Annotated in this window: 11 protein-coding genes; 5 read left to right on the top strand and 6 right to left on the bottom strand. The window is 60.5% G+C overall.

Annotation, left to right across the window (positions count from 1 at the left end):
• Positions 1-337 precede the first annotated feature (337 nt).
• Entirely contained in the window at positions 338-877 is a 540-nt protein-coding gene (locus H663_RS39020; protein ID WP_053172854.1) for a GNAT family N-acetyltransferase, read from the bottom strand.
• 147 nt (positions 878-1,024) lie between these two features.
• Between H663_RS39020 and H663_RS39025 the strand changes: the two genes are divergently transcribed.
• Positions 1,025-1,294 (top strand): ribbon-helix-helix domain-containing protein, encoded by a 270-nt coding sequence (locus H663_RS39025; protein ID WP_053172856.1) that lies wholly within the window; start codon positions 1,025-1,027, stop codon positions 1,292-1,294.
• Here H663_RS39025 and H663_RS39030 read toward each other — a convergent pair.
• Complete coding sequence (locus H663_RS39030; protein WP_053172858.1) at positions 1,270-1,725, bottom strand: GNAT family N-acetyltransferase; 456 nt, start codon at positions 1,723-1,725, stop codon at positions 1,270-1,272. The two genes, H663_RS39025 and H663_RS39030, sit on opposite strands and share 25 nt — an antisense overlap.
• Before the next feature lie 32 nt (positions 1,726-1,757).
• Positions 1,758-2,702, bottom strand: coding sequence for a LysR family transcriptional regulator (locus tag H663_RS39035; protein ID WP_053172860.1), 945 nt, complete (start codon positions 2,700-2,702; stop codon positions 1,758-1,760).
• On the opposite strand from H663_RS39035, the gene H663_RS39040 reads away from it, so the two are divergent.
• From H663_RS39040 to H663_RS39060, 4 genes are all read left to right on the top strand, one after another.
• Positions 2,701-2,895 carry a hypothetical protein gene (locus H663_RS39040; protein WP_053172861.1) on the top strand — a complete coding sequence of 65 codons (195 nt, stop codon included), beginning with the start codon at positions 2,701-2,703 and terminating at the stop codon, positions 2,893-2,895. The two genes, H663_RS39035 and H663_RS39040, sit on opposite strands and share 2 nt — an antisense overlap.
• A gap of 165 nt (positions 2,896-3,060) precedes the next feature.
• Positions 3,061-4,572 carry a CoA-acylating methylmalonate-semialdehyde dehydrogenase gene (locus tag H663_RS39045; RefSeq protein ID WP_053173596.1) on the top strand — a complete coding sequence of 504 codons (1,512 nt, stop codon included), beginning with the start codon at positions 3,061-3,063 and terminating at the stop codon, positions 4,570-4,572.
• Positions 4,573-4,910: 338 nt separating this feature from the next.
• Complete coding sequence (locus H663_RS39050; RefSeq protein ID WP_053172863.1) at positions 4,911-6,629, top strand: GMC family oxidoreductase; 1,719 nt, start codon at positions 4,911-4,913, stop codon at positions 6,627-6,629.
• Between the two features lie 422 nt (positions 6,630-7,051).
• Positions 7,052-7,810 (top strand): sulfite exporter TauE/SafE family protein, encoded by a 759-nt coding sequence (locus H663_RS39060; RefSeq protein ID WP_053172868.1) that lies wholly within the window; start codon positions 7,052-7,054, stop codon positions 7,808-7,810.
• A gap of 5 nt (positions 7,811-7,815) precedes the next feature.
• Here H663_RS39060 and H663_RS39065 read toward each other — a convergent pair whose 3' ends face one another.
• From H663_RS39065 to H663_RS39075, 3 genes are all read right to left on the bottom strand, one after another.
• The gene (locus tag H663_RS39065; RefSeq protein WP_053172869.1) at positions 7,816-8,739 is read right to left on the bottom strand and encodes a DMT family transporter; all 924 of its coding nucleotides are present in this window, start codon (positions 8,737-8,739) and stop codon (positions 7,816-7,818) included.
• Positions 8,740-9,732: 993 nt separating this feature from the next.
• A complete protein-coding gene (alr, locus tag H663_RS39070; RefSeq protein WP_053173598.1) occupies positions 9,733-10,827 on the bottom strand; it encodes an alanine racemase in 1,095 nt (364 codons plus the stop codon).
• 95 nt (positions 10,828-10,922) lie between these two features.
• Positions 10,923-12,293, bottom strand: a complete 1,371-nt coding sequence (locus H663_RS39075) for an esterase-like activity of phytase family protein (RefSeq protein ID WP_083451180.1) — start codon at positions 12,291-12,293, stop codon at positions 10,923-10,925.
• Positions 12,294-12,349: the final 56 nt, after the last annotated feature.

Genomic DNA, 12,349 nt, shown 5'->3' on the forward strand with positions numbered 1-12,349 from the left:
TGATTTTTTTGAATGAATGAATTCCAAAGAACTCAATTATTCTGTAATTTGGAACGGCGCGGTATCTCATGACATTCAGGCAGGCCCCAACAAGGCGGCTGTGCGGCCCGAAATGGGCCTGCAAACAGGCGAATCCCACACTCCGAGCAAGTCAGAACGATGGATTCGGCACGCTGAAGTTTTCAATGCTCAAAAATGTTGTAGGTCGGCGGTCGAAGACCCCGACATGGGTCTGTGCCAAAGAGGCAAAACGTCGGACTCTTCGAGTGCCGACCTACGAGATGACATGTCTCAAACATTTCAAACTTCAGCGTGCCGGATCAAAAGAAGGATTTGCTCAACGATCGCTTGTTCTGTGGGGTTCCTGAACCTGCAGATTGCAGAAAAGGCGGATTTCTTCCACTTTCACGCCGCCCAGCTCCATGGTTTTTGCAGGAACCACATCCCGCTCAAACCCGGCCGCCTGGTAAAAACGCATCGCCCGGGTGTTTTGTGCCAGAACCCACAAGCAACAGCGGCGAAAAGCTTGTTCACGCATGGTGGTTTGAGCCGCCCACCACAACTGACGCCCCACACCTGTAGACCAGACAGCAGGCGAGGCATACAAGGCCCAGATTTCGGCATCTCCCTTGGCTGCATCCTGATCTCGACAAGGCCCGGTATTGATCCAGCCCAACAGGCGAACACCGTCGATGGCCACTTGCAAATGACCTTGTTTCTCTTTCAGAAACTGTGCCCAGAATGCCTGCCGAGAGGCCACCGTCAAGGATTTCAAAAATTCTTGAGGAAAGATGTCCGCATAGGCGACCTGCCATGCCTCGACATGGATTTCAGCCACGGCCCGGGCATCTTCAGGCTCTGCGTGACGAATTAGCATCACTCAATCCTTTTCAAAGTGAACCTCCAATCAGGCACCCATTTGCACTTCACGTTGAAGGTACGCATCCTTCTGTGCATTTCGGTTGGAAGCTCCTGGAGCATTCATGGATCTTGCCAATTTTTGCCAAATTAACTTTCTGATTACATGAGCACCAAGAACATTTCCCCGCCTGAAACCTTGAAGACCTTCGTGGATCATCAAGTCAGCCAACGCGGTCACGGCACCAGCAATGGGTCCGTGCGTGAACTGATCCGCAAGGACCAGGGTCGGCTTCAATTGCGTGAACAACTCCTGACTGGTGCGAGTTCCGCCCCCTCGGCTCCCGTCAATGCCGCTTACTTTGATGGCCTGCGGGATCGGGTTCTCCAGGCTGGCGCCTCATCACAGCCTCAAGCACCCGTTGACAAGTGGTAAACAAAGAACTGCTCGTCCTTTGCCCACCCCATCGCACTGTACAAAGACTGTGCAGGACTGTTGGTCACGGCTGTAGAAAGTGACAAACGAATGGCACCGACTGTTTTCGCAAACTCAACGGCCGCTGACATCAAGGCGCTGGCCACACCATTCCTTCGCCCCTCTTCAGTCACGAACAAGTCATTCAGGATGAACGTGCGTGCCATGGAAACAGAAGAAAACGAAGGGTAAAGCTGAGTAAACCCCAAAGGTACACCCTCGCGAAGGGCCATAAAAATGACCGACTCACCATGGTTGAACCGGTCCAGCAAAAACTGCCTTGCTGCATCGAGGTCGGTAGCGCGCCCGTAAAACTGACGGTAGCCATCAAACAAAGGCGTCAGCATCTCCAAGTCGGTCACATTAGCTTGCCGTACAGCGGTGTGAGTCATGCTTATCTCTCCCCAAAAAAAGGAATTTAATTTTAGCTTTGCACTACAAATCCCCCTGCCAGCTCCGCACTCAAATGCGCCACCAACGCCGTCACGGCCCGGGGCACATGCGGCGCATACGGCCGGATCGCGTAGATGGTTTCGGCAAATGCGCCTACGGGTTTCCAGTCGGGCAGCACCTGCACCAAGTGACCCTTTCGCAATTCGGCTTGCGCGCTGAAGTCGGGCAGAAGGGCAATGCCTGCGCCGGTCAAAGCCGCTTCGCGCAAGGCTTCACTGTTGTTGGCGGCGAAGTTGCCACTCACAGGCATCGTGATGCGCTCACACGCTGCTGAAGGCTGGCGCGGCTCGAAGGTCCAGGCCGGGGTGTCTTGCGAGCGGGGGTAATGCAGGCAGTTGTGGGCTTGCAGCTCGGCGGGGGTTTGCGGCTCGCCCTGCTTGCGCAAATAGGCGCGGGTGGCCACCAACACCGATTCGGTCGCACACAAGGCCCAAGCCACATGGGTGTCGGGCGGGCGAGCCGTGTGGCGAATGGCCAGGTCGTAACCCTCGGTGGCCAAGGCACTCAGCCGGTCGGACAGGTCGAGCTCGATGCGCACATCCGGAAAGTCTTGCAAAAAAGCGGCCATCAGCGGCACCAGCTGCTGGCGGGCCAGCGCCACCGGGGCGGTCACGCGCAGCAAACCGCTGGGCTGTTCGGCCAGGTCGCGCACCTGGGCAAAGCTTTGCTCGATCTGCTCGAACGAGGCGCGGGTCTCGTCGACCAGCCGCTGCCCGGCCTCGGTCAGGCGCAAGCTGCGGGTGGTGCGCTGCACCAAGGTGACCTTGGCAGCCCGCTCCAGCTCGGCAATGCGCTGGCTCATGGCAGCCTTGCTCACGCCCAGGCGGGCGGCGGCGGCCGTGTAACTGCCTTGCTGCGCCAGCACACTCAGCCAGTGCAGGTGGGTCCAGAGTGTGTTGATTTTTTGATTTTCCATGCAGGTATTGTTCATTATTTTGAACAATCAATTCAGCTTTGCGGTCTTGTGGCGGGTGGAGGGGGTGCCTAAACTCGCAAGCTTCGGACATGGATTGCCGCGCTTCGCTCGCAATGACAAACCTGTGGATGAGGGTGTGGTCGCCTGTTCTGATGCACTTCAGACATGGATTACCACTCTTCGCTCGCAGTGAAGAACATGTGGCGGTATGTAGCGCCTCATTCACCGTCATTGCACTGTCTCTTGCACAGTGTCATTGCGAGCGAAGCGCGGCAATCCAGCAACGGGCACTGGCACAGGCCACACCTTTTTGCGTACCGCCGTGCAGTCCCAACCACAAACTATTGAGGAGATCAACATGAGCACCACAAACATCGGTCATTACATCGGCGGCCAAGTCGCCGCAGGCACTTCGGGCCGCAGCCAGAACGTGACCAATCCCGCCACCGGCGCCGTGACCGGCAATTTGGCCTTGGCCAACAGCGCCGAAGTGGGCCAAGCCGTGGCCGCTGCGCAAGCGGCCTTCCCCGCTTGGGCCGACACACCACCGCTGCGCCGCGCCCGCGTGATGTTCAAGTTCCTCGAATTGTTGAACGAACATAAAGACGAGCTGGCCCACATGATCACCGCCGAGCACGGCAAGGTGTTCACCGACGCGCAAGGCGAAGTGAGCCGCGGCATCGACATCGTGGAATTTGCCACCGGCATCCCGCAGCTGCTCAAGGGCGACTTCACCGACCAGGTCTCCACCGGCATCGACAACTGGACCCTGCGCCAGCCTTTGGGCGTGGTGGCCGGTATCACGCCCTTCAACTTCCCCGTCATGGTGCCCATGTGGATGTTCCCGGTCGCGATTGCAGCGGGCAACACCTTCATCTTGAAACCCAGCCCAACCGACCCCAGCGCGTCGCTGTTCATCGCCGATTTGCTGAAAAAAGCCGGTCTGCCCGACGGTGTGTTCAACGTGGTGCAAGGCGACAAAGAAGCCGTGGACGCTTTGCTCGAACACCCCGACGTGAAAGCCATCAGCTTCGTCGGCTCCACCCCGATTGCCAACTACATCTACGAAACCGGTGCCCACCACGGCAAGCGCGTGCAAGCCCTGGGCGGTGCGAAGAACCACTTGGTGGTCATGCCCGACGCCGACATCGACCAGACCGTGGATGCACTGATCGGTGCAGGCTACGGCTCGGCCGGTGAGCGTTGCATGGCCATTTCGGTGGCGGTCTTGGTCGGTGATGTCGCGGACAAGATCATTCCCAAGCTGATCGAGCGCACCAAAGCCCTGCAAGTGCTCAACGGCGAGAACCTGGCCGCCGAAATGGGCCCCATCGTGACCGACGCGGCGCGTCAGCGCATCAAGGGCTACATCGACTCGGGCGTGGCCGAAGGCGCCAAGCTGCTGGTGGACGGCCGCGAGTTTGACGGCGCGAAAGCCGGTGCGGGATGTGACAACGGTTTCTGGCTCGGCGGCACGCTGTTCGACAACGTGACCACCGACATGAAGATCTACAAGGAAGAAATTTTTGGCCCGGTCTTGAGCTGCGTGCGCGTGCCCGACTTCGCCACCGCCGTGCAAATCATCAACGACCACGAGTTCGGCAACGGCGTGAGCTGCTTTACACGCGATGGCAACGTGGCGCGCGAGTTTTCGCGCCGCATCCAAGTGGGCATGGTCGGCATCAACGTGCCAATCCCGGTGCCCATGGCCTGGCACGGCTTTGGCGGCTGGAAGCGTTCGCTGTTTGGCGACATGCACGCCTATGGCGAAGAGGGCGTACGGTTCTACACCAAGCAAAAGTCCATCATGCAGCGCTGGCCTGAGAGCATTGGCAAGGGTGCTGAGTTTGTGATGCCGACGGCCAAATAAAGTCCGTTTTTGGACTTGATAGGTTGTTTCCGCGAGGGTGACTGGCCGGGGCCGCTGGGCCTGTAGGTCGGCGGTCGAAGACTCCGACATAAGGCCGGTGCCGAAGCCCACCCTGTCGGAGCTGAAGCGCCAACCTACAAGGTCCGTGCCCCTGTAGGTCGGCGGTCGAAGACTCCGACATGCAGCCTGTGCCGAAGCCCACCCTGTCGGAGCTGAAGCGCCAACCTACGCGGGTCCGTGTATCTGTCGGTGGCTAAAGCCCCGACAAGCTGTTTGCCGAAGCGCCAGCACCGGCCCGCAAGAAGGCACAATCGTCCGATCAGGAGACCGGGTACAACATGAACGACAACACCTTCGACTACATCATCGTGGGCGGCGGCACGGCAGGCAGTTTGCTGGCCAACCGCCTGTCTGCCGACGCCAGCCGCCGTGTGCTGCTGCTGGAGGCGGGCAAAAAGGACGATTACCACTGGGTGCACATCCCGGTGGGTTATCTGTACTGCATTGGCAACCCGCGCACCGACTGGCTTTACCAGACCGAGCCAGCCGAAGGCCTGAACGGCCGCAGCCTGCGTTACCCGCGTGGCAAGGTGCTGGGCGGGTGCTCCAGCATTAACGGCATGATCTACATGCGCGGGCAGTCGCGTGACTACGACCAGTGGGCGCAGATCACCGGCAACGACGAGTGGCGCTGGGACCAGACCCTGCCTTACTTCAAGCTGCACGAAGACCACTACAAAGGCGCCAACGAGTTTCACGGCGCCAAAGGCAGCAAGTCTGAATTGCTGGCCCCCAACGATTTGCCCAAGGGCAGCTACCTGCACACCCTGCGTGGTCGTGTGGCGGGCGGCGAATGGCGCATCGAAAAGCAGCGCCTGCGCTGGGACGTGCTGGACGCATTTGCACAAGCCGCTCAGCAAGCGGGCATTCCGGCCACCGACGACTTCAACCGGGGCGACAACGAAGGCGTGAGCTATTTCGAGGTCAACCAGAAAAACGGCTGGCGCTGGAACACGGCCAAGGCCTTTTTGCGCCCCACCTGCTATGCCCGCCCCAACTTCGAGCTGTGGAACAAGGCGCAAGTGGCCAAACTGATCATCGAAACCCAAGCCGACGGCAGCAAGCGCTGCACCGGGGTGCAGGTCTGGTCGGGCGTGGAGATGGTCGAAGTCAAAGCCACCCGCGAGGTGATTTTGAGTGCGGGAAGCATCGGCTCGGTGCAGATTTTGCAGCTCTCGGGCATTGGCCCGGCCGATTTGCTCAAGAGCAAAGGCGTGGAAGTCACGCACGATTTGCCCGGCGTGGGTGCCAACTTGCAAGACCATTTGCAGATTCGCTCGGTCTACAAGGTCAAGGGCACGAAAACGCTCAACACCATGGCCAATAGCTTGCTGGGCAAGGCCATGATCGGCCTGGAATTCGCCATGAAGCGCACCGGTCCCATGAGCATGGCGCCCAGCCAGCTGGGGGCGTTTACCAAAAGTGATCCTTCCCAGCCGCACGCCAACATCCAATACCACGTTCAACCCCTGAGCCTGGACGCCTTTGGCGAGCCGCTGCACAGCTTCCCGGCCATCACGGCCAGCGTGTGCAACCTCAACCCCACCAGCCGGGGCAGCGTGCAGATCAAGACCAGCCGCTTTGAAGATGCCCCCGCCATTGCGCCCAACTACTTGGCCACCGACGCCGACCGCAAAGTGGCCGCCGACAGCCTGCGCGTGACGCGCAGCATCATGGAACAGCCCGCCATGAAACCCTTCCAGCCCGAAGAGTTCAAGCCCGGCGTGCAATACCAGACCGATGAAGAGCTGGCCAAACTGGCCGGAGACATTGCCAGCACCATCTTCCACCCCGTGGGCACCACCCGCATGGGGCGTGACGATGACCCGATGGCGGTGGTCAACGCGCGCCTGCAGGTGCGCGGCGTGGCCGGCTTGCGCGTGGTGGATGCGGGCGTGATGCCCACCATCACCAGCGGCAACACCAACAGCCCCACGCTCATGATTGCGGAAAAAGCCGCGCAGTGGATTGCACAAGATGCCGAGGCTGCTGCCTGAAGTCCTGCATCTGCCCCTTGGGGGTCAGTTGGACGTCAGTTCTGGTCAGGGATTTCCCCAGAGTCGGGAAATCCCTGAGGCTTTGCTCAGCCGCCAGCCCTTACATTTCAGGCAGTTGATGCAAAGCACGACTTTGCATCCTGAGGGCCGAGGAGACAATTCGAACCCCTAAGAACTCCAACATGAACCAACATCCGAACGAGATGTGATTTTTCAGGCGCCGCGCAAGCGGCGCTTTTTTTTGCCTGCTTGAAAGCAGTCCTTGGGAATGTTCTGATCCTTTGGCATGCAATGATGGTTGTGGGAGCCAGCCTGCTGGCGATGCGGGCAGGAGTAGGTCCACAGGCCATCGCTTGCAGGCAAGCTCCCACAGGCACCTTGGTTGAGGTAGATCACAAAAACACAATGCGACAATCCTCTGCATGGAATTACTGATTGTTTCGCTGGCCTCGCTGCTGGCTGGCCTGGTGGACGCGATTGTGGGCGGCGGCGGCCTGATCTTGCTGCCCGCCCTGTTCGCCACTTTCCCCACTGCTGCTCCCGCCACCTTGTTTGGCACCAACAAGAGCGCCTCCATCTGGGGCACCGCTTTTGCCACGGTGCAATACAGCCGCAAGGTGGTCATGCCCTGGCGTTCCTTGCTGCCTGCCGCTGTGGCTGGTCTGGTGGGCTCCTTGATCGGGGCCTGGGCTGTCACGCTGGTGGACCCCTCGCTGTTTCGCAAAGCCTTGCCGGTGATGCTGGCCGTGCTGCTGATCTACACCCTGGCCAAAAAAGACTTGGGCCGCAGCCACGCGCCACGCTATACCGGGGCGCTGGAGGCCTGGGTGGCCGCCGCCATCGGCTTGACCATCGGCTTTTACGACGGATTTTTCGGACCCGGCACGGGCAGCTTTTTGGTGTTTGCCTATGTGCGGCTGATGGGCTACGACTTTTTGAACGCCTCAGCCTCGGCCAAGCTGATCAATGTGGCCACCAATTTTTCTGCGCTCATGCTGTTTGCCTTTCAGGGCCATGTCTGGTGGCACCTGGCCTTGGCCATGGCGGTGTCCAACATCGTCGGCAGCCTGATTGGCACCCGGCTGGCCCTCAAGCACGGCGCGGGCTTTGTGCGGCAGGTGTTCATCCTGGTGGTGCTGGCGCTGATCGTGAAGACCGCTTACGACACCTGGCTGCGCTGACCCCTTCAGCGCAAGCGCCACTTGATCTGGCCTGCGTATTGGGCCAGGGCCACGCCCAGCAAAATCACCCCCGCTCCGGCGATCTTGGTCCAGGTGTAGTGCTCACCCGACCACGCCCAGGCAAACAGGCCGGCCATGGGTGGCATCAGGTACATCAGGGGTGCAGTGCGGGCCACGCCGCGCACGGTGTTGATCCAGCCCCAAGCCAGCCAACCAATGAAAGCCGACACCAGCACCGACCACAGCAAACCCACCCAGGCCCACACGTCCAGTTGTGCCCAGGGAGCCTGCAGGCCCAAGGGCACCGACCAGATCAGCAGCGGCAAACCGCCCAGCAGGGTGGTGTAACCCATGGTAAGCACCGGGCCATACCGCTCCATGACCGGCTTGGCCGCCACGGTGTAATACGAGAAAAAGCTGGCTGCCACCAAAAGCACCAGATCGCCACCACCTGCGCGCCAGTTGCCGCTCAATAGCTTGTCAGACAGGAACATCAACACCCCACCCAGCGCCAGTGTGACCCCGGCGACCTGCGCCATGGTCAGGCGTTCAAAACCTTTGTATTGGAGGATCAGCAAGGTGAAAATCGGCCCGCAAGCCAAGATGACCGAGCTGGAAAACGCGGTAGACCAGTGGATGCCATAACTAACCATGCCCACATGCAGCGAATGGCCCGCAAAGCCCAGCCAAGCCATGTGCAGCAAGTCTTTGCGCGGCAACGGTGGCAACCAGTGCCCCAGACGCCAGCGCATCAACAGCAAGGCGCACAAAGGCATGAGGATGTAGCGTGCCATCAAAAAACCGGCGGGCGAGAGCAGGTTGAACAGGTGCTTTTGCAGCGTGAAATTGGCACCCCAGATGACGATCAGGATCAAGGCCACGGTCAGGGCCAACTGGCTGTGGCGGTGCGGGGGGGCTCTGTGGGGCATGGCTTGATTGTGCTGGCTCCAGCGCTCGAGTCGTGTCCCGCTTGCGATGACATCTCGTAGCGTGGATTGAAAGTGAAGCTCGGAATTGGGCGAAGGGATAGCTTTGCAGGTCGGCGCTCGCAGAGTCCGACATCTGCACGCCCAAGCACTGCCGCAAGCACTGCCGCAAGCACTGCCGCAAGCATTGCGCCATCAGCGCCTATTCACCCCATGTCGGGGTCTTCGACCACCGACCTACACAGGCCCCGCCACCGTAGGTCGGCACTCGCAGAGTCCGACACCTGCCCGCCCAAGCGCTGCCGCAAGCATTGCGCCATCAACGCCTATTCACCCCATGTCGGGGTCTTCGACCACCGACCTACACAAGCCCCGCCACCGTAGGTCGCCACTCGCAGAGTCCGACATCTGCACGCCCAAGCACTGCCGCAAGCATTGCGCCATCAGCGCCTATTCACCCCATGTCGGAGTCTTCGACCGCCGACCTACCCAAGCCACGCCACCGTAGGTCGGCACTCGCAGAGTCCGACATCTGCACGCCCAAGCACTGCCGCAAGCATTTCGGCATCAGCGCCTATTCACCCCATGTCGGGGTCTTCGACCACCGACCTACACAAGCCACGCCACCGTAGGTCGGCACTCGCAGAGTCCGACATCTGCACGCCCAAGCGCTGCCGCAAGCATTGCGCCATCAGCGCCTATTCACCCCATGTCGGGGTCTTCGACCACCGACCTACACAAGCCCCGCCACCGTAGGTCGGCACTCGCAGAGTCCGACATCTGCCCGCCCAAGCGCTGCCGCAAGCATTTCGGCATCAACGCCTATTCACCCCATGTCGGGGTCTTCGACCACCGACCTACACAAGCCCCGCCACCGTAGGTCGGCACTCGCAGAGTCCGACATCTGCACGCCCAAGCACTGCCGCAAGCATTTCGCCATCAACGCCTATTCACCCCATGTCGGGGTCTTCGACCACCGACCAACAAGACTTCGGCTCAGTCCACCGCTACCGGCACACGCTGGGCCAGCGCACACATCAGCTCATAGCCCACGGTGCCCGCAGCCTGGGCCACTTCGTCAATGCTGAGCACCCCGCCATTGGCTGCCTGGCCCCACAGCGTGACGGTACTGCCCACGCCCGCATCGGGAAATGGACTCAGGTCCACCGTCAGCATGTCCATGCTCACGCGGCCCACGGTACGGCCCCGCACGCCGTCTACCAGCACCGGGGTGCCTGTGGGGCAAATGCGCGGGTAGCCATCGGCATAGCCGCAAGCCACCACGCCAATGCGCATGGGGCCATCGGCCACAAAACTGGAGCCATAGCCCACGCTGTCACCGGCTTGCAGCTGCTGCACCGCAATGATCTGCGCATTCAGGCTCATGGCGGGTTGCAAACCCCAGTGCGCGGCGCTGTGCTCGGGAAAGTCGGGCGAACTGCCATAGACCGCGATGCCCGGGCGAATCCAGTCGGCTTTCACTGTCGGCTCTTGCGCATGGCGCAAGGTGGCGGCGCTGTTGCTCACACTGCGCTCTCCGGGCAAGTCGCGCGTGGCTTCTTCAAACCGGGCCATCTGCTCGGCGATGCCTTTGGGGCCATCGGCATCGCTGAAATGGGTCATGAGCGAGATTTCGTCCACCTGGGGCAAGGCGTTCAGGCGCGTCCAGGCCGATCGATATCGCTGCGGTGCAAAGCCCAGCCGGTTCATTCCAGAATTCATCTTGAGGAAGACACGGTGAGGCTCATGGGTCTTGTGCAGCGCCAGCATGTCGATTTGCTCGTCGCAATGCACCGTGTGCCACAGGTGCAGGCGCGAACACAGCTCCAAGTCTCGCGCCTCAAAAGCGCCTTCGAGCAACAAGATCGGACCGCGCCAGCCCAGAGCACGCACGCGCTCGGCCTCGACCAGATCCAAAAGCGCAAAGCCATCGGCCCCGCGCAGGCCTTCAAACGCGCGCTCAATGCCGTGACCGTAGGCATTGGCCTTGACCACCGCCCAGGCTTGGGCATCGGGTGCGGCTTGGCGGGCTCGCGCCAGGTTGTAGCGCAGCGCGGTGGTGTGGATGGTGGCTTGTATGGGGCGGGGCATAAAGTCAAAAAGCAAAAAGGGCCGATGAAGTATGCCAGCTTCATCGACCCTGAAAACGCCAAGGCCAAACTGGCCCACCATCATGCAGACAAGGCTCAGCGGGCTTTCAAAAACTCGCCCACTTCCAGCAACACCAGTTCGTTGTCGTCCGCCTTGTTGGGGTCGCGGCTGCTGGAAAAGGGCAGGTTGTTGTCGTTGCCCACCACAATGTGCGTGGCGTCCACCACGTCCACGTTTTCAATGGTGAAGAAGGGGAAACTCAATGTCCCGTTGACCAGCGGCTTGCGGGCCAGTTTGTTCGGGTCTTGCATGTTCATCAGGTCGATGTAGCCGATCTTGCGCAGCGGGCCGCCCACGTTGGCTTCGTTCAACTCGACTTTGTAAACGCGCTTGAACTTGGGCATATCGTGGAAACAATCGGTGCGCTTGACGCCCTCGGGGCAAGCTTTGTCGGGTGTACCTTCGCCGTTGTCTCGCTCGATGATCAGACCCGTCGTGTCGTCGATCATGTTGAAGTCACCGATGGCGTGGTGATGGGCTTCCAGCACGTATTTCCAGTGGCGTCCGGTCCATTTTTCAGCTTTCACGTCGAATTCGAGCACACGCAAGTAGGGCTTGCCGCCCAGCGTTTCAGGGGCTTTGGCCGCTTCGTCCCACAAAGCGCCTTCCAGCAAGGCATAGAGCTTGCTGCCGTCTTTGGAAGCGGCCATGCCTTCATAACCCTTGGAACGACGGGCCTGAAATTTCACCGCCTGGTCTGGAGAGCCCGGCGTGGTGACAGCCGGGTGGTCTGGCGAGCGCACCACTTGGCCGTCCACTTGCGTTTCAAACACCGCCAGCACTTTGCCATTCAGGTCGGCCTTGACCAAGAATGGGCCAAACTCGTCACCGATCCACAGGGCACCTCCGGCGAATTGGAAGCTCTCTGTGTCCAGATCCGAGCCGGTCAGGTAGCGCTGCTTTGTGCCTTCGTGGACGATGCGAAACGGCACTTTTTTGTCTGGGTCGTGCAAAAACACCGTACGCAGGCGCTTGAATTCGCCCGTCTTGAAATCGACCTTGTACTGGTTCAGGTGCAGCATGAAGTCGGGTGAATTGGCTTTGGAGCCTGCGCCGTTGTCGGTCAGCAACCAATAGCTGCCATCGGCCATGCGCTTGATGCCCGAATGGCCCTGCACAGGCTGCCCCTTGAAGGGCAAAAACACGCCAGTGGGGCGCCCCGCCGACAGACCTTCGACGCTGCCGATTTTCTCGACGCGCTGTCCGGTGGTGAATTTGCCGCTGACCTGCAAGTCAGCCGGGGCGTCTTTGGGCGCGGGGATCAGGCTCTGGGCGGGCAACACGGCGTGACCGGCCAGCGTGGCAGGAAATGCGCTTTGCGCTGCGGCAGGCAACGTCCAAGCAGCGGCGGTGAGCAGCAGCAGACGGGCCACTGTGGTGTGCAAGAGTTGAGGCAAGCTGTTCATGGCGGGGTCCCTTTGAAGTTGGTCTGCACCCAGCGTAATCAACCGACATGAAGCGT

It is taken from the genome of Limnohabitans planktonicus II-D5 (assembly GCF_001270065.2).
Taxonomy (GTDB): domain Bacteria; phylum Pseudomonadota; class Gammaproteobacteria; order Burkholderiales; family Burkholderiaceae_C; genus Limnohabitans_A; species Limnohabitans_A planktonicus.

Coding starts and splice junctions, on each gene's coding strand:
- H663_RS39035 (WP_053172860.1), bottom strand. CDS start 2,702: ATGGAAAATCAAAAAATCAACACACTCTGGACCCACCTGCACTGGCTG.
- H663_RS39050 (WP_053172863.1), top strand. CDS start 4,911: ATGAACGACAACACCTTCGACTACATCATCGTGGGCGGCGGCACGGCA.
- alr (WP_053173598.1), bottom strand. CDS start 10,827: ATGCCCCGCCCCATACAAGCCACCATCCACACCACCGCGCTGCGCTAC.
- H663_RS39045 (WP_053173596.1), top strand. CDS start 3,061: ATGAGCACCACAAACATCGGTCATTACATCGGCGGCCAAGTCGCCGCA.
- H663_RS39060 (WP_053172868.1), top strand. CDS start 7,052: ATGGAATTACTGATTGTTTCGCTGGCCTCGCTGCTGGCTGGCCTGGTG.
- H663_RS39030 (WP_053172858.1), bottom strand. CDS start 1,725: ATGACTCACACCGCTGTACGGCAAGCTAATGTGACCGACTTGGAGATG.
- H663_RS39040 (WP_053172861.1), top strand. CDS start 2,701: ATGCAGGTATTGTTCATTATTTTGAACAATCAATTCAGCTTTGCGGTC.
- H663_RS39065 (WP_053172869.1), bottom strand. CDS start 8,739: ATGCCCCACAGAGCCCCCCCGCACCGCCACAGCCAGTTGGCCCTGACC.
- H663_RS39025 (WP_053172856.1), top strand. CDS start 1,025: ATGAGCACCAAGAACATTTCCCCGCCTGAAACCTTGAAGACCTTCGTG.
- H663_RS39020 (WP_053172854.1), bottom strand. CDS start 877: ATGCTAATTCGTCACGCAGAGCCTGAAGATGCCCGGGCCGTGGCTGAA.
- H663_RS39075 (WP_083451180.1), bottom strand. CDS start 12,293: ATGAACAGCTTGCCTCAACTCTTGCACACCACAGTGGCCCGTCTGCTG.